Annotated in this window: 19 protein-coding genes; 12 read left to right on the top strand and 7 right to left on the bottom strand. The window is 69.9% G+C overall.

All coding sequences use genetic code 11. From position 1 onward, the window contains the following. The first annotated feature begins 16 nt into the window (after positions 1-16). The 11 genes from OV208_RS36930 to OV208_RS36880 are packed head-to-tail and all read left to right on the top strand — an operon-like array spanning position 17 to position 11709. Positions 17-667, top strand: a complete 651-nt coding sequence (locus OV208_RS36930; RefSeq protein WP_267578648.1) for a cytochrome c3 family protein — start codon at positions 17-19, stop codon at positions 665-667. Then, positions 655-3627, top strand: a complete 2973-nt coding sequence (locus OV208_RS36925) for a TAT-variant-translocated molybdopterin oxidoreductase (RefSeq protein ID WP_267578647.1) — start codon at positions 655-657, stop codon at positions 3625-3627. Before OV208_RS36930 ends, OV208_RS36925 begins: the two co-directional genes overlap by 13 nt. Continuing rightward, complete coding sequence (nrfD, locus tag OV208_RS36920; RefSeq protein ID WP_267578646.1) at positions 3624-5057, top strand: NrfD/PsrC family molybdoenzyme membrane anchor subunit; 1434 nt, start codon at positions 3624-3626, stop codon at positions 5055-5057. Before OV208_RS36925 ends, nrfD begins: the two co-directional genes overlap by 4 nt. Then, entirely contained in the window at positions 5054-5587 is a 534-nt protein-coding gene (locus tag OV208_RS36915) for a DUF3341 domain-containing protein (protein ID WP_267578645.1), read from the top strand. The genes nrfD and OV208_RS36915 overlap by 4 nt, the downstream gene beginning before the upstream one ends. Next, complete coding sequence (locus OV208_RS36910) at positions 5584-6474, top strand: c-type cytochrome (protein WP_267578644.1); 891 nt, start codon at positions 5584-5586, stop codon at positions 6472-6474. Before OV208_RS36915 ends, OV208_RS36910 begins: the two co-directional genes overlap by 4 nt. Further along, the gene (locus tag OV208_RS36905; protein ID WP_267578643.1) at positions 6471-7661 is read left to right on the top strand and encodes a hypothetical protein; all 1191 of its coding nucleotides are present in this window, start codon (positions 6471-6473) and stop codon (positions 7659-7661) included. The genes OV208_RS36910 and OV208_RS36905 overlap by 4 nt, the downstream gene beginning before the upstream one ends. After that, on the top strand, positions 7658-8020 hold the full coding sequence (locus OV208_RS36900; protein ID WP_267578642.1) for a hypothetical protein: 363 nt from the start codon (positions 7658-7660) through the stop codon (positions 8018-8020). Before OV208_RS36905 ends, OV208_RS36900 begins: the two co-directional genes overlap by 4 nt. Then, complete coding sequence (gene coxB, locus OV208_RS36895) at positions 8017-9057, top strand: cytochrome c oxidase subunit II (protein WP_267578641.1); 1041 nt, start codon at positions 8017-8019, stop codon at positions 9055-9057. Before OV208_RS36900 ends, coxB begins: the two co-directional genes overlap by 4 nt. Further along, positions 9038-10672 carry a cbb3-type cytochrome c oxidase subunit I gene (locus OV208_RS36890; protein ID WP_267578640.1) on the top strand — a complete coding sequence of 545 codons (1635 nt, stop codon included), beginning with the start codon at positions 9038-9040 and terminating at the stop codon, positions 10670-10672. Before coxB ends, OV208_RS36890 begins: the two co-directional genes overlap by 20 nt. Beyond that, positions 10662-11291 (top strand): cytochrome c oxidase subunit 3 family protein, encoded by a 630-nt coding sequence (locus OV208_RS36885; RefSeq protein ID WP_267578639.1) that lies wholly within the window; start codon positions 10662-10664, stop codon positions 11289-11291. The genes OV208_RS36890 and OV208_RS36885 overlap by 11 nt, the downstream gene beginning before the upstream one ends. 10 nt (positions 11292-11301) lie before the next feature. Next, on the top strand, positions 11302-11709 hold the full coding sequence (locus OV208_RS36880; RefSeq protein WP_267578638.1) for a cytochrome C oxidase subunit IV family protein: 408 nt from the start codon (positions 11302-11304) through the stop codon (positions 11707-11709). Between the two features lie 3 nt (positions 11710-11712). On the opposite strand, the gene OV208_RS36875 is transcribed toward OV208_RS36880, so the two are convergent. Then, positions 11713-12261 carry a hypothetical protein gene (locus tag OV208_RS36875; protein WP_267578637.1) on the bottom strand — a complete coding sequence of 183 codons (549 nt, stop codon included), beginning with the start codon at positions 12259-12261 and terminating at the stop codon, positions 11713-11715. Positions 12262-13045: 784 nt separating this feature from the next. Here OV208_RS36875 and pyk point away from each other — a divergent pair. Beyond that, positions 13046-14446 (top strand): pyruvate kinase, encoded by a 1401-nt coding sequence (pyk, locus tag OV208_RS36870; protein ID WP_267578636.1) that lies wholly within the window; start codon positions 13046-13048, stop codon positions 14444-14446. A 36-nt stretch (positions 14447-14482) separates the two neighbouring features. On the opposite strand, the gene OV208_RS36865 is transcribed toward pyk, so the two are convergent. From OV208_RS36865 to lepA, 6 genes are all read right to left on the bottom strand, one after another. Further along, the gene (locus tag OV208_RS36865) at positions 14483-15148 is read right to left on the bottom strand and encodes a hypothetical protein (protein WP_267578635.1); all 666 of its coding nucleotides are present in this window, start codon (positions 15146-15148) and stop codon (positions 14483-14485) included. Positions 15149-15167: 19 nt separating this feature from the next. After that, positions 15168-16292 (bottom strand): glutamine-hydrolyzing carbamoyl-phosphate synthase small subunit, encoded by a 1125-nt coding sequence (gene carA, locus OV208_RS36860; RefSeq protein ID WP_267578634.1) that lies wholly within the window; start codon positions 16290-16292, stop codon positions 15168-15170. Then, entirely contained in the window at positions 16292-17593 is a 1302-nt protein-coding gene (locus OV208_RS36855; RefSeq protein ID WP_267578633.1) for a dihydroorotase, read from the bottom strand. The genes carA and OV208_RS36855 overlap by 1 nt, the downstream gene beginning before the upstream one ends. Further along, positions 17590-18483, bottom strand: coding sequence for an aspartate carbamoyltransferase catalytic subunit (locus OV208_RS36850; protein ID WP_267578632.1), 894 nt, complete (start codon positions 18481-18483; stop codon positions 17590-17592). Before OV208_RS36850 ends, OV208_RS36855 begins: the two co-directional genes overlap by 4 nt. 72 nt (positions 18484-18555) lie before the next feature. Then, positions 18556-19803 (bottom strand): signal peptidase I, encoded by a 1248-nt coding sequence (lepB, locus tag OV208_RS36845; RefSeq protein WP_267578631.1) that lies wholly within the window; start codon positions 19801-19803, stop codon positions 18556-18558. 4 nt (positions 19804-19807) lie between these two features. Next, entirely contained in the window at positions 19808-21619 is a 1812-nt protein-coding gene (gene lepA, locus OV208_RS36840; protein WP_267578630.1) for a translation elongation factor 4, read from the bottom strand. Between the last annotated feature and the right edge of the window lie 130 nt (positions 21620-21749).

Below are 21749 nucleotides of genomic sequence, written 5' to 3'. Positions count from 1 at the left end.
CGCACGGAGGGGGAACATGGCGCCGCTGTTCCGTCCCGGGACCGACTCGCTGCTGCGGGTGCTCATCGCCCTGGCGCTGGGCATGCCCGTTGCGTCACTGGCGGGCTTGCTGCTGCTGGCGCGAAACCCGCTGGGTCGTGGCTCCTTCTCGCCTCGGGAGCAGCCGGTGGAATTCGACCACCGGCACCACGTGGGCGACGAGGGCATCCCGTGCGAGTACTGCCATGAGGGGGCGTGGCGCTCTCCCGTGGCGGGGGTTCCCCCCACACAGCGCTGCCTGGGCTGTCACGCGCAGGTGTGGAACCAGAGCGCGAAGCTGGAGCCGGTGCGTGCCAGCGGCTTCGACGGGATGCCCCTGCGATGGAATCGCGTGCACGCGCTACCGGACTACGTCTGGTTCAGCCATCAGATCCACGTGAACAAGGGCGTGGGCTGCGTCACCTGTCACGGGCGGGTGGACACCATGCCCGCGGTGCAGCAGGTGGCGCCCCTCACCATGGGGTGGTGCCTGGAGTGCCATCGCGATCCGACGCCCTGGCTGCGTCCGCTGTCCGAGGTCGCGAACCTGACGTGGCGTCCCTCCGGTGACCCGCGCGAGACGGGCCGCGCGGTGCAGGCCGCCCTGGATGTGCACCCCCGAACGAATTGCAACACATGCCACTTCTGACCGACACCTTCCCCCTGCCGGTATCGCAGGACGCGTCCGTCGCGCCCGTGCGCGCGTGGCGCAGCCTGGAGGAATGGCACGCGGGAGGGCCTGGACGCGAGGCGCTCCTGCGCGAGCTCCCCCCCGGCGCGGCGACTCCGCCGGAGGGCCTGGCGCGGCGCACCTTCCTCCAACTCGCGACGGCCTCGCTGGCGGCGGCGGGCTTCACCGGCTGCTTCCGGCAGCCCCCGGAGAAGATCCTCCCCTATGCGCGGCCACCGGAGGGACTGCTGCCCGGCGTGCCCCTGCACTTCGCCACGGGGATGGAGTGGAACGGGCGCACGGTGGGCCTGGTGGTGGAGAGCCACGAGGGCCGGCCCACCAAGGTGGAGGGCAATCCCACGCACCCGGCAAGCCTGGGCGCGGCGGGCATCTTCGAGCAGGCCTCGCTGCTGGGCCTGTACGACCCGGCCCGGGCGCAGGCGGCCCGACTCCAGGGAGCAGAGGTCGCATGGAGCGTGCTGCGCGAGGCGCTGGTGAGGCAGGCCACGCGCACCGACGGCGGCGCGGGCCTGCGCTTCCTGGTCGAGCCCACGGGCAGTCCGCTGGCGCAGGCGCTGTTCGCGCGCATCCAGGAGCGCTTCCCGCTCGCACGGCTCATCCCCTTCAGCGCGGCCCTGTCGGACGGGAGCGTGGAGGGCACGCGGCTGGCGTACGGCCGCCCGCTGGATGTGGTGCGCGACGTGGGGCGCGCGGTGGTGGTTTCGTTGGACGACGACTTCCTCTCCACGCTGCACCCCGGCGACCTGCGCGCAGCGCGGGACTTCGTCGCCGAGCGCCGGCCGGAGGCGATGAACCGGCTGTGGGTCGCGGAGAGCACGCTGACGCTCACCGGCGCCTTCGCGGACGAGCGACTGCGGGTGAAACCCTCGCAGGGGCTGGCACTGGCGCTCGCGCTGGCGGCGGAGGTGGGCGCGGGCACGGGACGTCCTGCGCTGGCCGGCCTTCCGCCGGTGGGCGACGCGCTGGGAGCCGCGCAGCTCGCCTGGGTGAAGACGGCGTCGCGAGACCTGCTCGCGCACCGGGGCCAGGGACGCGTGACGGTGGGCGCGCGTCAGCCGGCGCTGGTGCACGCGCTGGCGTTCGCGATGGATGAAGCGCTGGGCAACGCGCCCCGGCTGGTGGATCCACTCAGGCAGCCCCAGGGCGGTCCGGAGGCGCTCGTCTCCCTGGTGGGCGAGCTGCGTGCGGGCCAGGTGGACACGTTGATCATCACCGCGTGGAACCCGGTGTATGCGAGCGCGGGGGACTCGGGCTTCGCGGAGGCGCTGTCGCTCGCGCCCTTTCGCCTGTACCACGGGCTCCACGAGGACGAGACAGCGGCATTGTGCCCCGCCTTCGCTCCCGCCACCCACCCCTATGAGGCCTGGCGTGACGGCCGGGCGCCGGATGGCACCGCGTCCCTGCTCCAGCCGCTCATCGCGCCCCTGTTCCCCGGTGCGGTGCAGGAGGTGGACGTGCTGGCGGCCTTCGCGGGCCTGGAGTCGAAATCTCCCTACGAGTTGCTGAAGACCCTGTGGCGCGAGCGCGCGGGGGCCGACGACGCCTTCGAGTCGCGCTGGGAGACGTGGCTGGGGGAGGGCGTCATCCCCGACACGCAGGCGCCGCGCGCGCGGACCCGGCTGGATGAAGCGGCGGTGGTGGCGGCCACGCACCCGCCGGTGCCCGCCGTGGTCGGACTGGAGCTGGGACTGGTGCTCGACTCGCGGCTGTACGACGGCCGCTTCGCCGGCAACGCGTGGCTCCAGGAGCTTCCCGACCCGGTGACGAAGCTGACGTGGGACAACGCGGCGCTGCTGTCCCCTGCCACCGCGCGGCGCCTGGGGCTGGAGAAGGGCGACGTGGCGCGGCTGGAGCTGCGCGGGCAGGCGCTGGAGGTGCCCGTGCTGGTGCTGCCCGGACAGCCGGACGACACCGTGACGCTGGCGCTGGGGCACGGGCGCGAGCGGGTGGGGCCGGTGGGCCAGGGCGTGGGCGTCAACGCGTACCGGCTGCGCCACCTGGACGCGCAGTGGGGGGCTCCGGGGCTCACCGTCACACGGACGGGAAGGCACCATGCGCTGGCGCTCACCCAGGAGCACTGGAGCATGGAGGGACGCCAGCTCGCGCTCCAGTTCACGGGCGCCGAATTCCAGGCGCGTCCCCAGGCGCTGAAGTCCCAGCAGGAGGACCCTGAGCGGCTGTACCCGGTGATGCCGCTGGCGAGCGACACGCACCAGTGGGGGATGGCCATCGATCTGCACCGCTGCACGGGGTGCAGCGCGTGCATGGTGGCCTGCCAGTCGGAGAACAACGTGTCGGTGGTGGGCAAGGACGGCGTGCTCAAGAGCCGGGAGATGCACTGGCTGCGCATCGACCGGTACTTCCTGGGCGATCCAGACGACCCGGGCGTCATCACCCAGCCGGTGGCGTGCGTGCACTGCGAGAGCGCGCCCTGTGAATACGTGTGCCCGGTGAACGCCACCGTCCACTCGGACGAGGGCCTCAACCAGATGGTCTACAACCGCTGCATCGGCACGCGGTACTGCTCCAACAACTGCCCGTACAAGGTCCGCCGCTTCAACTACCTGCAGTACTCACCGCGCGACCCGCTGGCCCGCCTGCGCCAGAACCCGGACGTGACGGTGCGCTCGCGCGGGGTGATGGAGAAGTGCACGTACTGCGTGCAGCGCATCGAGCGGGCGCGGCTGGTCGCGCGCTCCGCGCAGCGGGAGATCCGCGACGGCGAGGTGCGCACCGCGTGTCAGCAGGCCTGTCCCACGCAGGCCATCACCTTCGGGGACCTGCTGACGCCCCTGTCCGCGGTGAAGCGGTGGCATGGGGACCCCCGGCACTACCGACTGCTCAACAACCTCGGCACGCGGCCCCGCACGGTGCACCTGGTTCGCCTGAAGAACCCGGCGCCGAAGGGAGGCACGTGAGCGACGTCGATCCACAGGTGCCCGCGCCCGGAGACCCGCTGACGGCGTACCCGCTGCTGGACGGGCGCCACTCCGACCGCGAGTACAGCGAATCGCTGCTGGCGTACATGCACGCCCGGCCGAACCGCGTCTGGTGGGGGCTGATGGCGGTGGGGCTGATGGGCACGGCGGTGCTCGTCTGGGCCATTGGTGTCACGCTCTTCGTGGGCGTGGGGACGTGGGGCAACAACATCCCGGTGGCGTGGGCCTTTGGCATCACCAACTTCGTCTGGTGGATTGGGATTGGCCATGCGGGCACGCTCATCAGCGCCATCCTCTTGCTGCTCCAGGGCAAATGGCGCGGGTCCATCAACCGCTTCGCGGAGGCGATGACGCTCTTCGCGGTGATGTGCGCGGGCCTCTTCCCGCTGCTGCACCTGGGCCGCCCGTGGAAGTTCTATTGGCTGGTGCCCTACCCCAGCAGCCTGCGGGCCTGGCCGCAGTTCCGCTCGCCGCTCACCTGGGACATCGCGGCGGTGGGGACGTACCTCACGGTGTCGCTGTTGTTCTGGTACGTGGGCCTGCTGCCGGACCTGGGCACCGCGCGGGACACGGCGCGCACGCCCCGGGCGCGCTTCTGGTACGGGCTGGCGAGCCTGGGGTGGCGGGGCTCGGCGCGGCACTGGCGCCAGTGGCGCACGGGCTACCTGCTGCTGGCGGGGCTGGCCACGCCGCTGGTGGTGAGCGTGCACACCATCGTGTCCTTCGACTTCGCGGTGGCGCAGCTGCCCGGCTGGCACACCACCGTGTTCCCGCCCTACTTCGTCGCCGGGGCGGTGTTCAGCGGCTTCGCGCTGGTGCTCACGCTGCTCATCCCCGCGCGCCGGGCCCTGCGCATCGAGCATGTGGTGACCCTGCATCATCTGGACAACATGGCCAAGGTGTTGCTCGTCACCGGATGGATGGTGACCTATGGCTACATCCAGGAGCACTTCTTCGCGTGGTTCAGCGGGAACCCGTATGAGATGCACCCCACCTGGGCGCAGTTCATGGGCCCGTTCGCGCCGCTGTTCTGGATGCAGATCTTCTGCAACGTGGCGGTGCCCCAGTTGTTCTGGTCCTCACGGCTGAGGACGAACGTCGTGGTGCTGTGGACGGCGTCCCTCCTGGTCAACGTGGGGATGTGGACCGAGCGCTTCCTCATCGTCGTGGCGTCGCTGAGCATGGACTTCCTGCCCTCCTCCTGGGCCGCGTACCGGCCCACCTGGGTTGACTGGAGCCTGCTGGGCGGAACGATTGCCTTCTTCGGCACGGCCTTCCTCCTGTTCCTCAAGCTGGTGCCGGCGGTGTCCGTGAGCGAGATGAAGGAGCTTCAGCGCGAGGTGGATGGCTCGCTGCGCTTCCAGAAGGAGCACAGGGTCCCTGAGTCCACGAAGGGGGGACGCCCATGAGGCGCTGGGTGCTGGGGGAGTTCGGGTCCAGCGAGGCACTGGTGGCGGCGCTGAAGGGCCTGCGCGCGCGGGGCTTCGACGGGCTGGATGCGTACACGCCCTTCCCGGTGGAGGAGACCTTCGAGGCGCTGGGGTTGAAGCGCTCGAAGCTGCCGGTGCTGGCGCTCCTGGCGGGGCTGGGGGGGGCGGGCTTCGCGTACCTCACGCAGTGGTTCACCAACGCGGTGGACTACCCGCTCAACGTGGGCAGCCGGCCGCTGCACAGCGTGCCCACGAACCTGCCCATCACCTTCGAGCTGGCGGTGCTGTCCGCGGCGCTGATGATCTTTGGCGCGCTGATGGCGCTGTTCGGCTTCCCGCACGTCACGCACCCGGTATTCGAACTGGAGTCCTTCCGCAGCGCGTCCATTGACGGCTTCTGGGCGAGCGTCACGGTGGATGGCGACACGCGGTCCTCAAGCTCCGTGGAGGAGGCGATGTGCGAACTGGGCGCGCGGCAGGTGTCGGTGGTGGTGGAAGCCGGACGATGAGCGGGCGAGCGCTGCTGGGGCTGCTGGGGCTGGTGGGGGCGGGGTGTGACGACCTGGATCCGCTGGCCTCGCAGCCACGCGCGGAGGCGTTCGGCGCGAGCACCTTCTTCGAGGATGGCCGGGCGATGCGGCCCCTGGTGACGGGGACGGTGGCACAGGAGTGGCTTGCCTTGCGCCGTGAGGGGCCGGCCCGGCGGCAGGGGCTGGAGGCCGATGGCGGCTGGGTCCAGGCGGTGCCTGAACCGTTGACGCTCGGGCTGCTGGAAGAAGGGCGTGGGGCCTACGACACCTGGTGCGCGGTGTGCCACGGCTTGACGGGGGACGGGGACAGCGCCGTCGCGCGGAAGATGCCGCAGCGCCGGCCCCCTGGCCTGTTCGTCCCGCACGACCACGCCACGCAGGTCGTCTACGGAGTCGAAGAGGGGGCCGCGCCGTACACGGGCACGCGCGCCGTGGCTTCGCACATGGGTCCACGGCCGTTCCCCTTGCCACGGGAAGTGGGGGGCTGGGGCGCCGTGCGGGACACGCACGGCCCCGACGAAACAAGTCCGCCCGAAGCCCCCGCGGACGACGGTGGCGCGACGGACCGCGGCGCCGCCGTGGAGCGCGCGCGGCGGTTGGCGCTCGTGGGTCCGCCCGGCGGGCCCATGGAGGGCCTGTTGGACATGTCCTCCACTGGAGACCTGCCGCACCCTCCAGGCTTCTACTTCGCCGTCATCTCCGACGGCTTCGGCCTCATGCCCGCCTACGGCGCCCAGCTTCCGCCGCATGAGCGTTGGGCCATCGTCGCGTATCTGCGCGCGCTGGGCCGCAGCCAGCGCGCGCCGCTCGCCTCCGCCCCCGCGGACGTGCGGGCGCGGCTGGGCCAGGAGGTCCGCGCACCATGACGCCCCCGGTCCTTCCCCGCTTCGAGGGGGGCCAGCGCCCCCTGGCCGTCAGCGCCACGCTGGGCGTGGTGGGGCTGGCTGCCACCGCGCTGGGAGGCTGGCTGGACGCGCGGCAGGCGCTGTTCGGCTACCTCTTCGGCTTCACCTACTGGCTGGGGCTGTGTCTGGGGGCGCTGCTGCTGCTCGCCATGTTCCACGCGTCGAAGGCGCGCTGGCCGGTGGTGCTGCGGCGCGCGCTGGAGGTGATGGCCGCCACCGCGCCGCTGTTCCTCCTGCTCTTCGCTCCGCTGGCGCTGGGCATGCGGCTGCTCTACCCGTGGGTGGCGCCGTCGCCGGCCCTGGGCGAGCACGTGCTGCACATCCTCGAGCACCGCGGCCTCTACCAGAACGTGCCCTTCTTCCTGGGGCGGGCGGCGCTGTACTTCGTCACCTGGGGACTCGTGGGCCACCTGCTGCTGCGCTGGTCCGTGCGCCAGGACGCCATGGGCGAGCTGTACTGGACCGCCTGGCAGCGGCGGCTGGGCGGCGGCACGCTGCCCGCGCTGGCCCTCACGTTCTCCTTCATGACGCTGGACTGGATGATGGCGCTGGATGCGACGTGGCTGTCCACGGCGTACGGCCTCTACGTCTTCTCCGGCGCGTCCGTGGGGGCGCTCGCGCTGATGGTGGTCGCCGCCGCGGCCACGCGTGACACCCAGCACTTCGGCAGCCTGCTGTCCCCGGGCCACTACCACCGGCTGGGCACGCTGATGTTCACGTTCATCTGCTTCTGGGCCTACATCGCCTTCTCGCAGTTCATGCTCATCTGGGTGGCCGGGCTGCCCGAGGAGGTGGGCTGGTACCGCATCCGCCTGCGGGGTGGCTGGGGTGACGTGTCGCTGCTGCTGCTGCTGGGCCACTTCGTGCTGCCCTTCGCCTTGCTGCTGTCGCGCGAGCTGAAGTCGCGCCCGCGCACGCTCGCCACCGTGTCGCTGTGGATGCTGGCGATGCACGCCGTGGACATGGCGTGGCTATTGTTCCCGTCGCTGTCGCCGGAGCGCGTGGCCGTCCCGTGGACCGCGCTCACCGCCTGGGTGGGCGTGGGCGGGCTGGGCGTGGCGGTGGCCCTCTGGCGCGCGCGCGGCATGTACCCGGTCCCCGTGGGAGACCCCTATCTCGTCCACTCGCTCCAGGTGCGCCCGCCATGAACGAAGCCCGGCCCCCCCCTCCTGAACAGGAAGCCGTGCCCACCGGCTGGCTGCTGCGCATCGGTGGCGCGGCGCTCGCCACCCTCGCGGCGGCCTGTGTCGTCGCGTGGGGCCTGTGGGTCGCGTGGCGTCCGGCGTCGGAGAACCCTCCGCCGAAGACGCTGGGCGCGTGGGAGGTGGGCCGCGTCAACCAGGCGCCCTTCACGCTGGACGGACGCGCGGACGCGCTGCGGGCCGAACAGCGCGCGCGGCTTGCCGGGTACGGCTGGGTGGATGCGGACGCGGGCATCATCCACCAGCCCATCGACGTCGCCATCCAGCAGCTGCTCTCCGAAGCGGGCGCGGAGGGCGCTCGATGAACGAGCTTCTGCGCCAGCTCTTCTTCCTCCCCGAGCAGGGCTCCACCTTCGCGGTGAAGGTGGACCACCTGCATTACTTCCTGTTCCTCACCACGCTGGCGGTGGCGGCGGGCATCGGCGTCACCGGCCTCACGTTCCTGGTGCGATATCATCGCCGCACGGCCCTGGCCCCCACGCCGCGCCTGGTGGCGCCCATGTGGCTCGAGGGGCTGTTCATCGGCGTGCCGCTGTCGCTGTTCCTGCTGTGGTTCGTCCTGGGCTTCCGCCAGTACGTCTGGGTGTCGAGCCCTCCCCGGGACGCGCTGGACGTCTACGTCACCGGCAAGCAGTGGATGTGGAAGTTCACCTATCCGGGAGGCCCCAGCGCCATCGACACGCTGGTGGTGCCCGCGGGCCGGCCCGTGCGGCTGCTGCTCACCTCGCGGGACGTCATCCATTCCTTCTTCGTGCCGGACTTCCGCATGAAGCGCGACGCGGTGCCCGGCCGCTACACGGACCTCTGGTTCGAGGCGCCGAAGCCCGGCCGCCACCTGGTGCTGTGCGCGGAGTACTGCGGGCTGGACCACTCGCAGATGCGCGGCGAGGTGGTGGTGCTGAAGCCCGCGGACTTCGAGGCGTGGCGGGCCGCGCAACTGGGGGGCGTGCCGGTGGCGGGCCTGCCCGGCGCGGCCACCGCGCCCCGCCCGGAATCGATGGCGATCCGCGGCGAGCACGTCGCGGCCGCCCAGGGCTGCCTGCAATGCCACACGGTGACGGGCGCGCCCCACATCGGTCCCACGTGGCTGGGCCTGTACGGACGCATGGAGCCGCTGGAGGGCGGCGGCAGGGTGCTCGCGGACGAGGCGTATCTCACCGAGTCCATGATGGATCCGGTGGCCAAGGTGGTCGCCGGATACCTGCCCGTCATGCCCGGCTACCACGGGCGCTTGAGCGCGGAGGATGTTGGCGCGCTGGTGGAATTCATCAAGTCCTTGCACCCCACGCGCCCGGGCGTCCCCGCGGCGCAGGAGCCCGCCTATGTCCCCGTCCGTCGTTGATCCCGAGCGCCTGGCCGCGGACCACTACCTGGCGGATGGCCGCACCCTCTGGTCATGGCTCACCACGCACGACCACAAGCGCATCGGGGTGATGTTCCTGGTGCTGACGCTGTTCTTCTTCTTCGTGGGCGGCGTGTTCGCCCTGGCGCTGCGCATCGAGCTGCTCACCCCGGGCCGCACCATCATGGGGCACCTGGCGTACAACCGGATGTTCACGCTCCATGGCGTCACCATGGTGTGGCTGTTCATGATCCCCGCCATCCCGTCCGCCTTCGGCAACTTCCTGGTGCCGCTGATGATTGGCGCCCGGGACGTGGCCTTCCCCCGGCTCAACCTGGCGTCCGTCTACCTCTACGTGTTGGGGGCCTGCGTCGCGCTGTGGGGGATGTTCGAAGGCGGCGCGGACACGGGCTGGACCTTCTACACGCCGTACAGCACGACGACGGGCACCGCGGTGCTCCCCGTGTTGATGGGGGTGTTCATCATCGGCTTCTCCACCATCGTCAGCGGGATCAACTTCATCGCCACGGTGCACACGCTGCGCGCGCCCGGCCTGACGTGGATGAAGGTTCCGCTGTTCGTCTGGGCCGTCTACGGCACGGCCATCATCCAGGTGCTGGCGACGCCAGTGCTGGGCATGGTGCTGCTGTTGGTGGCGCTGGAGCGGGTGGTGGGCGCGGGCATCTTCGATCCCGCGCGCGGTGGAGACCCGCTGCTCTTCCAGCACCTGTTCTGGTTCTACAGCCACCCGGCCGTCTACATCATGGTGCTGCCGTCCATGGGCGTCATCAGCGAGGCGGTGAGCGCCTTCAGCCGCAAGAACGCCTTCAGCTACCGGATGATTGTCATCTCCACGCTGGGCATCGCCTTCGTGGGCTTCTTCACCTGGGGCCACCACATGTTCGTCTCCGGCCAGTCCACGTTCGGCGCGGGGGCGTTCGGCGCCATGTCGATGCTGGTGGCCATCTTCACCGCCATCAAGCTCTTCTCCTGGATGGGCACGCTGTACCAGGGCTCCATCGCGGTGGAGGCGCCGCTCCTCTACACGCTCGGCTTCATGTTCTTCCTCTTCTTCGGAGGAATGATTGGCGTTGCGTACTCCACCACGTCGCTGAACCTGCACTGGCACGACACCTACTCCGTGGTGGCGCACTTCCACTTCATCATGGTGGGCGCCACGGTGATGGCGTTCCTGGCGGCGCTGCACTACTGGTTTCCGAAGATGTTCGGGCGCACCTTCCCGGGGAGGCTGGCCAACGGCGCGGCCCTCCTGGTCATCTTCGGGTTCATCGCCACGTTCGTGCCGCAGTTCCTGCTGGGCAACATGGGCATGCCCCGCCGCTACGCGGACTATCCACCGCACTTCCAGTCCCTGCACGTGGCCTCCACGGCGGGCGCGTCACTGCTGGCGTTCGGCCTGCTGTGCATCGCGGGCTATCTGGCGTGGAGCCTGAAGTATGGGGCGGTCGCGGGGGACAACCCCTGGGGCAGTCAGGGCTTCGAGTGGAAGTCCCGCTCCCCTCCCCCCACCCACAACTTCCCCGTCACGCCCGAGTACCCCACCGGGCCGCACGAGTACGCGCCACACGAGGCGGAGGTGCCGCATGCCGCCTGAGGCCGTCACGGAGCACTGGGGCTCCGAAGGGGCGCGCCGTCAGGCGGCGTACCTGGGCATGTGGATCTTCATCGCGACGGAGGTGCTGCTGTTCGCCAGCCTCTTCACCGCCTATGGCGTGTACCGCTCCGTGTATCCGGAGGCATTCCGCGCGGCACAGCTCACCATGGACGTGGGGCTGGGCACGCTGAACACGTTCCTCCTGGTGACGAGCAGCGTCCTGGTGGCGCTCGCGGTGCACGCGGTGCGCGAGGACAGGCCGGGGCTGGGGGGCGCACTGCTGGGGGCCGCGGCGCTGCTGGGCCTCGTCTTCCTGGCGGTGAAGGGCGTGGAGTACGCGCACCACGTGAAGGAGGGGGGCCTGCCCGGGGACGCCTACCGGCTGCGGGAAGTCCCCCAGGTGGGCGCGAGCCTCTTCTTCACGCTGTACTACCTGCTGACGGGCTTCCACGCGCTGCATGTGACGGTGGGCGTGGGGACGTTGAGCGTGCTCGCGGTGCGCTCAGCGTCCGGGACGTTCAGCGCGGCGTATGCGACGCCCGTGGAGTTGGGCGGCATGTACTGGCATCTGGTGGATGTCATCTGGCTGTTCGTCTACCCCATCCTGTACCTGTCGTGAGGAGAGGCCCATGGCGGGTGAGGACTTCGTCGAGAAGCCGGGGCGGTCGCTCGGCGTGCCTGGAGTGCTCGTCGTGGGCGCGGTGCTGCTCGCGCTGACGGCGCTGACGTACCTGCTGCACACGCTGCCGCATGGGGCGTGGTCGCTGCCCGTGGCCCTCATCATCGCGGGCATGAAGGGCGTGCTGATCGCCCTCTTCTACATGCACCTGCGCGAGCAGCGCGGCAGCAACGCGCTGGTGCTGCTCACGTCGGTGGTGTTCGTCGCGGTGCTGTTGACGGTGTGCGTGCTGGAGACGCGCACGCGCTTCGCGCCCACCATTCCACCGGGCCCGTTCCCGGTGGAGCCGCTGCCAGGGCTCGAGGCCGCGCCCGGTGCGGCGCGTCCGCCGGGGCCCGCGGGGCCGAAGCAGCCGTGAGCCTCAGCGCGGAGCGGCCCTCAGCGCGAGGAGGCGGTGCCGCAGCAGGTCCACGCGGGTGAGGACGCGGCGGACGGCGGGCACCGTTCCGAGCGCCGCCCCGAAGGCCAGGTGCAGCAGGAGCAACAGCGCCGAGGGATCCTCGCGCGAGAGCGGAGGCGAGCCGAACGGTAGGATCAGCCGCGTCATCACCCCCCACATCGCCAGGCTGTAGAGCAGCCCCAGGAGAAGCGCGACCACGGCCGTGCCCTTCCGGGGCAGCAGGAGCGCGAAGCCCGTGGCCATCCCGCCCGCCACCGCGAAGTGGATCAGCAGGCCGAGCAGGACGGCCTCCGCGCCCTGGGCGGCGCCCTGGCGGAAGAACAGCCCCGCGGTCAGGAGCGCCGGTCGCCAGGGAGCACCCTGGAGCACGCCCGTGCATGCGCACGCGAGCAGCGCCATCGCGAAAGCCCCCAGCATCCCCGCCACGGCTCCGGGGAGCACGACGTCGCGCAACAGGCTCCAGGGCTCCACCCGGGCGGCCACCGCTCCCCTCTGTCCACGGATCCGCATCGCCTCCTCCTTGTGTCCAGGCGCGGTGGTGTCCTCGCGCGCCCGCCGCTGTCTCGCCCCTCCAGCGCGGAGCACGGGGGGGGTTACTCCTTGTGTGGCAGGAGCTTGTCCACCATCCCCTTGAGGGACTGCTTGATGACCCCGCCTGCTTCGGTGTCGCCCCCCGCCAGTGATTCGGTGAAATGCCGGGCCTGCTCGAGTTGATGTGCGGCGGCAGGGATCCGTAGGGACTTCATAGGCGGACGCGCGGATATCCGAGATGGGCACGACATCCGCGCTACGCCAGGCTTCGTGCCGCATGGCACCTCCCCAGAGGAGCCCGGCGCAGCCGTTGCAATCCTCTCGCCCCGCACACACTGGACACCGAGTCGCAAGTACGCAGCCACCGACTGTTCCCCGGCGATCCTCCAGGAGGATGGCTCTCTTGTCGGTGGAGCGCGGCACACTGCAGAACGAGGCGTCGGCTGAGGGCACGCATGAGCCACCCTGCAAGACACCCATCGTTGTCGAGCCCCTGCTTTCGCGGGTCACGCTCCACGTCCGCTCCACCGCGGCGCCCCCCCGTCGGCCACAACCTGCTTGGGCTTCTTCCAGCGTACGCCGCTCACCACTGCCGCAGCCCACTCAAGCCCCACGATGTCGTTGTCATGGACAACTTCAGCGCCCACCACCGGCCCGCTGTCGAGACGCTCATTCGCAGAGCCGCAAGACGCAGCCGCCTGGTTCGCCTCCTGCGGCGACCCGCCTCAACCGCCATGATCACCGTGTTAGGATGCGCGGCCTTATGCGCAAGGCGAAGATCATCTGCACGTTGGGGCCCGCTTCGGACTCCAGGGACGTCATCGAAGGGTTGGTCCGCGCGGGCATGAACGTGGCCCGGTTGAACTTCTCCCACGGTACGCACGAAGAGCACCGGCAGCGCATCCTGCGCATCCGCGCGGTGTCGAAGAAGCTGGGCGTGCCGGTGGCCATCCTCCAGGACGTCCAGGGTCCCAAGGTGCGCCTGGGCAAGTTCGAGGGCGGCCAGTTGATGGTGACGGCCGGCGACACGGTGACGGTGACGACGCGGGCTGTCCTTGGCCAGGGCCGCGTCATCCCCACCCCCGTGCGCTCGCTGCCCCGGGATGTGGAGAAGGGGCACGTGGTGCTCCTGGACGACGGCCGGGTGCGGCTGCGCGTGCTCAAGGTGGACGGCCAGGACGTGTCCTGCCGCGTGGAGGTGGGCGGGCTGCTCAAGGACCACAAGGGCCTCAACCTGCCGGGCACGGCCATGTCCGTCCCGACCATCACTGCCAAGGACAAGCTGGACCTGGCGTTCGGCCAGGAGGTGGGCGTGGACTACGTGGCGCTGTCCTTCGTGCGCTCCGCCCAGGACGTGCGGCAGGCCCGCGCGCTGGTGGCCCAGCGCAAGACGCCACTCATCTCCAAAATTGAAAAGCCCCAGGCGGTGGAGAACCTGGAGGCCATCGCCGCGGAGTCGGACGGGGTGATGGTGGCCCGGGGGGATCTGGGCGTGGAGATGCCGCTGGAGCAGCTGCCGGCCATCCAGAAGCGCGCCGTGCGGGAGGTCAACCGCATGGGAGGCATCGTCATCGTCGCGACGGAGATGCTGGAGAGCATGGTGAACAACGCCCGGCCCACGCGCGCGGAGGTGTCCGACGTGGCCAACGCCATCCTCGACGGCGCGGACGCGGTGATGCTGTCCGGTGAGACGGCCGCGGGCCGCTACCCCACCGAAGCGGCGGCCACCATGGCGCGCATCGTGGAGGAGACGGAGCGCACGGGCACCACCTCCCTGGTGCACTCCCCCTTCGAGCGCTCCGAGGATCTGGGCACCGGCATCGCGGCGGCGGCGGTGGCGGCCTCGCGGCAGCTCAACATCGGGACCATCATCGCGTACACGGAGAGCGGCCACACCGCGCGGCTCATCTCCGAGTTCCGCCCCGGAGCGCGCGTCATCGCGCTGACGCCCAACGCGGACACGGTGAACCGGATGGCGCTGTACTGGGGGGTGACGAGTCGGCTGGTGAAGCGCGTCGCGACCACGGACGCCATGCTCAAGCAGGTGCGCCGCCTCTGCCACGAGGAGCGCCTCTGCGAGCCCGGCACGCCCGTCATCGTGGTGGCCGGCGTGCCCCTCAACGTCCCGGGCAACACCAACCTGATGAGCATCCACCGCGTCTAGCGCGCGGTGGACGCCCAGGCAGGAGCCCTGCTCGACTCAGAAAGGCTTCTGCGCGAAGTCGTAGAGCTTCTCCACCGACAGCTGGCGGTAGCGCTCCACGTTGAGGGCCCTGCGCGCGCACTCCCACACGAGGTCGCGCGCCGGACGCTCCGGCTCCTTCTTCTTGCGGCGCTTCACCTCGGCCTTGATGGACTTGAGGGCCATCGCCGGGTGGTAGCAGAAGGCGGAGGAGAACAGCAGGTGTCCACCGAAGGGGACAAGGCGCGCCTCCAGCACGTCCCCCGTCTCCAGGCCCGCGACGTGGCGGCGCTCCGTCACGTCGAAGTCCTTGCCGGTGAAGAGCTCGCGCAGGCGCACCATGCCCTTGCCCAGCTTCCGCACCTCGAAGAGGCCGTGCACCGTCTCCGTGAAGCTGCGGAAGGCGTTGGCCTCCTCGGGCGCCGCGGACTGGGTGCGCTGCTCATACAGCTCCACGGCCGGCGTCTTGCCGGTGAGCGGCGAGACGCGATCGTAGAGGTAGTAGTCCAGGAACGACGCCATGCGCAGCTCGAAGAACTTGTCGTCCTCGAACACCTCGCCGGTGAGGCGGAAGTACTCCGCCTTCGCGTCGAGCAGGTCCGGCTTGCGCGGCTCCTCGCTGCCGAAGGCGATGAGCTGGTCCAGATAGGGCTGGTACGACAACGGGGTCAGCGCGGTGTCCATATGAGCGGTGGGCGCCTTTTCATCCCGCCATCAGCGTCGCGAAGCGGCTGAACAGGTAGCGCGCGTCGTGAGGGCCGGGCGAAGCCTCGGGGTGGTACTGCACGCTGAAGGCCCTCGCGTCGGGAACGGCCAGGCCCTCCACCGTACCGTCGTTGAGATTGATGTGTGTCACCACGGCCAGACCCTTGAGGCTGGCGTCGTCCACCGCGAACCCGTGGTTCTGCGCGGTGATCTCCACCTTGCCCGTCGTCAGGTCCTTCACGGGCTGGTTGCCGCCCCGGTGACCGAACTTCATCTTGTACGTCCGGCCGCCCAGCGCCAGCGCCATGATCTGATGCCCCAGGCAGATGCCGAACACCGGCACCTTGCCCAGCAGCGCCGCCACCGTGCGGTCCGCGCCCTTCACCGCGGCCGGGTCGCCCGGGCCGTTGGCCAGGAAGACGCCGTGCGGCTTGCGCGCCAGCACCTGCTCCGCCGTCGTGTTCGACGGCACCACCGTCACGCGGCAGCCCACGTCCACCAGGTACTGAAGCATGGAGCGCTTGAGGCCGTAGTCGTACGCCACCACGTCGTACTTGAGCTCCGGCTCCGGGCGCTTGTCCCCGGGCGCCAGGAACACGTCCGGCGACGGCGTGGTGAACAGGTACGGCTCCTTGCAGGAGACGCCCGTCGCCAGGTCCATGCCCTCCATGCCCACGGCGTTCCGGGCGCGCTCGGACAGCGCGGCCAGGGAGACGTTCTCCGTGGAGATGATGCCCATCTGCGCGCCGTGCGTGCGCAGGTGCCGCACGAGCCTGCGCGTGTCCACGCCTTCAATGCCGGCGCGGCCATGGCGCGCGAGGAACGCGTCCAGCGTCTCTTCCGAGCGCCAGTTGGAAGGCGTCCGCGTGAGCGAGCGCACCACCATGCCCACCGCGTGCGGCTGGCCTGACTCCTCATCCGAGGCGTTCGCCCCGATGTTGCCCATCTCCGGATAGGCCATGGTGACGATCTGCCCGACGTACGAGGGATCCGTGAGGATCTCCTGGTAGCCGTACATGGACGTGTTGAAGACCACCTCACCCACCGTCTCGCCGGACGCGCCGAAAGCGCGCCCTTCGAAGGTGGTGCCATCCGCCAGTGCGAGCACCGCCCGTTTCGTCATCACCGCGACTCCTTGAGCTGACCATCCTCGAACACACACCGGCCCCCCACCCACGTCTGCGTCACGCGACCCTTCAGCGTGCGCCCGTGGAAGGGGGTATTCCGACTGCGGGAATAGAACCGGTGGGCATCCACCGTCCACTCCTCCCCAGGTGATACGACCGTGATGTCCGCTGGTGACCCGGGCGCCAGGTGACCGCCTGGCAGGCCGAATACCCTCGCCGGCCCTTCCGACAGCAACTCCACCGCCCGGCGCGGCGTGAGCACGCCTTCGTGCACCAGCGCCAGCGTGAGCCCCAGCGCCGTCTCCAGTCCGACGATGCCGTTGATGCCCTTCTCGAACTCCACCTGCTTGTCCGACACGCCGTGCGGTGCGTGGTCCGTGGCGATGGCGTCCACCGTGCCGTCCACCAGCGCCTCGCGCAGCGCCCTCACGTCCCCGTCGCCCCGCAGCGGCGGCGCCATCTTCGCGTGGGTGTCGTAGTCCCCCACCGCCCGGTCATCGAGCGTGAAGTGGTGCGGCGCCACCTCGCAGGTGACGCGCAGGCCACGCTTCTTCGCCTCGCGGATGAGCCGCACGCTGCCCTCGCACGACACGTGCGCGACGTGCAGGCGGCCCTTCGTCTCCTCCAGGAGCACCAGGTCGCGCGCCACCATGGCCACCTCCGCGGAGGCCGGGATGCCGCGCAGGCCCAGGCGCGTGGACGTGGCGCCCTCGTGCATCGCGCCGCCCGCGGACAGCGTCAGGTCCTCCTCATGCACCATCACCGGCACGTCGAAGAGCGTGGCGTACTGGAGCACCCGGCGCATCAGCGCCGCGTTCATCACCGGGCGGCCGTCGTCGGTGAGGGCCACGCAGCCCGCGCCCACCAGCTCGCCCGCCTCCGACAGCTCCTCGCCCTTGAGGCCCTTGGTGATGGCCCCCGCCGGGTACACGTGGCACAGGTCGGCGTCCCGCGCGCGCGACAGCACCAGCTCCGTGACGAGCGCGCTGTCGTTGACGACCTTCGTGTTGGGCATGGCCACGACGCCGGTGAAGCCGCCCGCCACCGCCGCGCGGCAGCCGGTGAGCACCGTCTCCTTGCCCTCCTCGCCCGGTTCACGCAAGTGCACGTGCAGGTCGATGAAGCCCGGCACCACCCACTTGCCCGTGGCGTCCACCACGCGCGCGTCCTTCGGCGCGGGAAGCTCCGCCTCCGACACCTGGGCCACCCGTCCGTCCGTCACGAGCACGTCACGGATGCCGTCCACCCCGTTGCGCGGGTCGATGACGCGCGCCCGCTGGAAGAGCACCGACGTCATGATGCGCACCTCTCCAGGATGGCCCGGCGCACCGCGACGCCGTTGGACACCTGCTCCAGGATGACGCTGCGAGGCCCGTCCGCCACCACCGGGGACAGCTCCACGCCGCGGTTGATGGGGCCCGGGTGCAGCACGGGCGCGTCCGCCTTCATCCGCTCCACGCGGGCGGGCGTGAGGCCAAACAGGCGCGAGTACTCCCGCTGGGAAGGCAGGAAGGCCTCCGCCATCCGCTCCGTCTGCAGCCGCAGACACATCACCGCATCCGCCTGGGGCAAGACAGCATCCAGTTGGTGCGTCACCTCCCCGCCCATCTCCTCCAGCCCGGGGGGCAGGAGGGTGGGCGGCCCGCAGAGCACGACGCGGGCCCCCAGCGCCTTCAGGCACACCAGGTTGGAGCGGGCCACGCGGCTGTGCAGCACGTCACCCACGATGAGCACCGTGCGCCCTTCCAGGGAGCCCCAACGCTGGCGCAGGGTGAAGGCGTCCAGCAGTGCCTGGGACGGGTGCTCGTGGGCGCCGTCGCCCGCGTTCACCACGGCGCACTTCACGTGCTGGGCGACGAGGTGAGGCGCTCCGGAGGAGCGGTGCCGGATGATGATGGCGGCCGGGCCCAGGGCCTCGATGTTGCGGGCGGTGTCCAGGAGCGTCTCCCCCTTGGACACCGAGGAGCCCACGAAGCTCCAGTTGAGGACGTCCGCTCCCAGGCGGCGCGCGGCCACCTCGAAGGAGGAGCGCGTCCGGGTGGAGTCCTCGAAGAAGAGGTTCGCCACGACCTTGCCGCGCAGCACGTGCGAGGCATCCGGTCCGCCGGGCAGATGCGCCTGTGCGCGGTCGAGCAGCGCTTCCAGCTCGTCCCGCCGCCAGCCTGCGATTCCGAGAAGATGTCTCATGGGCCGGGGCCGCCGCGTACCGCGCGCCGCACGTTGCGTCAAGCGTGGCGCGCTGCGGTCCGACGAGGACGTTCAGCGCACCGGTTCGAAGAAGCGCTCCACCCGCAGGCCCGTACCGCCAAACAGGTTGCCCAGCAGGCCGCCCCAACCGAGCGACAGCCACACCACCATGGCCTTGCCCTTGATGTGGCCATACGGCACGTACTCCACCTCGTGGTGGCCGGGCGCGCCCAGGCCGTAGCGGCTGTCCGCGCTGTTGTCGCGGTTGTCGCCCATCACGAAGACGCTGTTGGCGGGCACCGTGTAGGGACCTTCACGCTCACGGCCCGGCAGGCGCAGGGGGTGCTGGAGCGCCGAGTGCACCACACCGCCAATGTCCTCGCGGTAGAGCACTTCCTCCTGGTCGAACCACTGGCCCGTCGTGTCGTCCTGGTTGTGGACGATGTAGTCCGGCGTCACCAGCGTGCGCGTCTGCGGCTGGCCGTTGATGTGGATCACCCCGTCGAGGATCTCCACCACGTCCCCGGGGATGCCGATGACGCGCTTGATGAAGTCCGTGGACTCGTTCACGGGGTTGTTGAAGACGATGACGTCCCCGCGCATGGGCGCCCGCACGATGCGGAACGGCACCACGTTCATCAGCGGGATGCGCACGCCGTAGATGAACTTGTTGACGAAGACCTGATCGCCAATCTGGAGCGTGGGCAGCATGGAGCCGGACGGGATGCGGTACGGCTCCACCAGCACCGTGCGGATGACCAGCGCGATGAGCAGCGCCTTGGCGAAGCCGCCCACGAAGTCCCACGCGGACTGCTTGCGGTACGCACCCAGGTGCTCCTGGGTCATCAGCTCCAGCGCCTTCACCTCGGCGCGCAGCACCTCCGCGTCGCCCGCCACCGACGCGTTGTCCACGCGCAGGGCCTGCTCGGTGATCTTCTCCGCCACCGCCGGAGACACCTTGTCCTTCATGCGCTCCAGGATGCGCTCGTCCTCCGCGATGAGCTCCCGCGCCTCGTGCCGCAGCGTGCGCAGGAGCGACTCCTTCTTGGAGGCGGTGCGCCACACCAGCAGGCCCACGAAGGCCAGGACCATCAGCAGGCCGAACCCCTTGATCAGGGGCTGCGCCCAGGACGCCGTGTCCGGCGCCATTTCGATCAGCGTGACGTAGGGCACGAACGCCAGGCCCACACCGCACAGGGGGGCCCAGAGGCTGGTGAGCAGCTCGCGCCACAGCAATTGACGGCGGGCCTTGAGCTGCTCCGGTGTGCGACGCGCGGCCATGGCCGCTCCCAGCTTCGCGGAAGGACTGGCCGTGCTCATAGGGCTACTGCTCCGTCTTGAGGACCGCGAGGAAGGCTTCCTGCGGAATCTCCACCGTGCCGACCTGCTTCATGCGCTTCTTGCCCTCCTTCTGCTTCTCCAGGAGCTTGCGCTTGCGGCTGATGTCACCGCCGTAGCACTTGGCGAGCACGTTCTTGCGCATCGCGGAGATCGTCTCACGGGAGATGATCTTCGCGCCGATGGCGGCCTGGATGGCCACCTCGTACATCTGCTTGGGAATCACTTCCTTGAGCTTCTCGCAGACCTCGCGGCCGCGCTGGTACGCGCGCTCGCGGTGCACGATGACGGAGAGCGCGTCCACCGGCTCCCCGTTGATGAGGATGTCCAGCCGGGCCAGGTCCGCTTCCGCGTAGGCGGACAGCTCGTAGTCGAGGCTGGCGTAGCCGCGCGACACGCTCTTGAGCCGGTCGAAGAAGTCGAACACGACTTCCGCCATCGGCATCTCGTAGGTCACCTGCACGCGCGTGCCGCTGGAGCCCAGGTACTTCATGTCCTTCTGCACGCCACGCCGGTCCTGGCACAGCTTCAGGATGGCGCCCAGGTGCTCGTTGGGCACGTGGATGTGACAGGTGAGGATGGGCTCCTCGAACTTGGTGATGTTCTGCGTCGGTGGCAGCTTCGCCGGGTTGTCCACCAACATCACTTCGTCCTTGGTGGTCGTGATGCGGTAGACCACCGACGGCGCCGTGGTGATGAGGTTGAGGTTGTACTCGCGCTCCAGCCGCTCCTGGACGATCTCCATGTGGAGCAGGCCCAGGTAGCCGCAGCGGAAGCCGAACCCCAGCGCCGTGGACGACTCCGGCTCATAGGTGAAGGCGGAGTCGTTGAGCGTCAGCTTCGCCAGCGCGTCGCGCAGGTTCTCGTAGTCGGCGGAGTCCACCGGGAAGATGCCGCTGAAGACCATCGGCTTGACTTCCTTGAACCCCGGGAAGGGTTCCGCCGTGGACCGCAGCTCCTCCGTGACGGTGTCGCCGACCTTCGCGTCGTTCAGCTCCTTCACGTTCGCGACGAGGACACCCACCTCGCCGGCGATGAGCTGCGTGACGGGGCGGGAGAACGGGCTGAACACGCCCAGCTCCTGCACCTCGAAGGGCTTGTTGTTGCTGAACATCTTGATCTTCTGCTTGAGCTTCAGCGTGCCTTCCAGCACGCGCACCAGCACCACGACGCCCCGGTAGTTGTCGTACCAGGAGTCGAAGATGAGGGCCTTGAGCGGCGCGTCCACGGCGCCCGTGGGCGGCGGCACCAGCTTCACCACCGACTCCAGGATGTCGTGGATGCCGATGCCCTCCTTCGCGGAGGTGGGCACCGCGGTGGACGCGTCGATGCCGATGACGTCCTCGATCTCCGAGCGCGTGCGCTCCACGTCCGCGCTGGGCAGGTCGATCTTGTTGATGACCGGGATGATGGCCAGGTCGTGCTCCAACGCCATGTAGACGTTGGCCAGCGTCTGCGCCTCCACGCCCTGGCTGGCGTCCACGACGAGCAGCGCGCCCTCGCACGCGGCGAGGCTGCGGCTCACCTCGTAGGCGAAGTCCACGTGCCCCGGTGTGTCGATGAGGTTGAGGACGTAGTTCTGGCCGTCCTTGGCGGTGTACGTCATCCGCACGGACTGGGCCTTGATGGTGATACCCCGCTCACGCTCGATGTCCATGTTGTCGAGGAACTGGGCCTGCGCCTCACGCTTGGTCAGCGTGCCTGTCTTTTCCAGGAGGCGGTCGGCCAGCGTCGACTTTCCATGGTCGATGTGGGCGATGATGCAGAAGTTGCGGATGTGCGCGTTTTCAGCCGGCATGTTCAGGGCGCTCGATCAGTCGCGAAGCGGGCGTAGGTAACACCGAACCGCCCTAAAATCCACGACTGCGCACACGCGCCCGCCCGGCCTTCCACCCACCGGACGACGGCCGTTCCCCCCGGCCACCCAG

It is taken from the genome of Corallococcus sp. bb12-1 (genome assembly GCF_026626765.1).
Lineage (GTDB): Bacteria > Myxococcota > Myxococcia > Myxococcales > Myxococcaceae > Corallococcus > Corallococcus terminator.
Note: the sequence above shows the minus strand (reverse complement) of the source record. Positions and strands in the feature narration are given on the sequence as shown.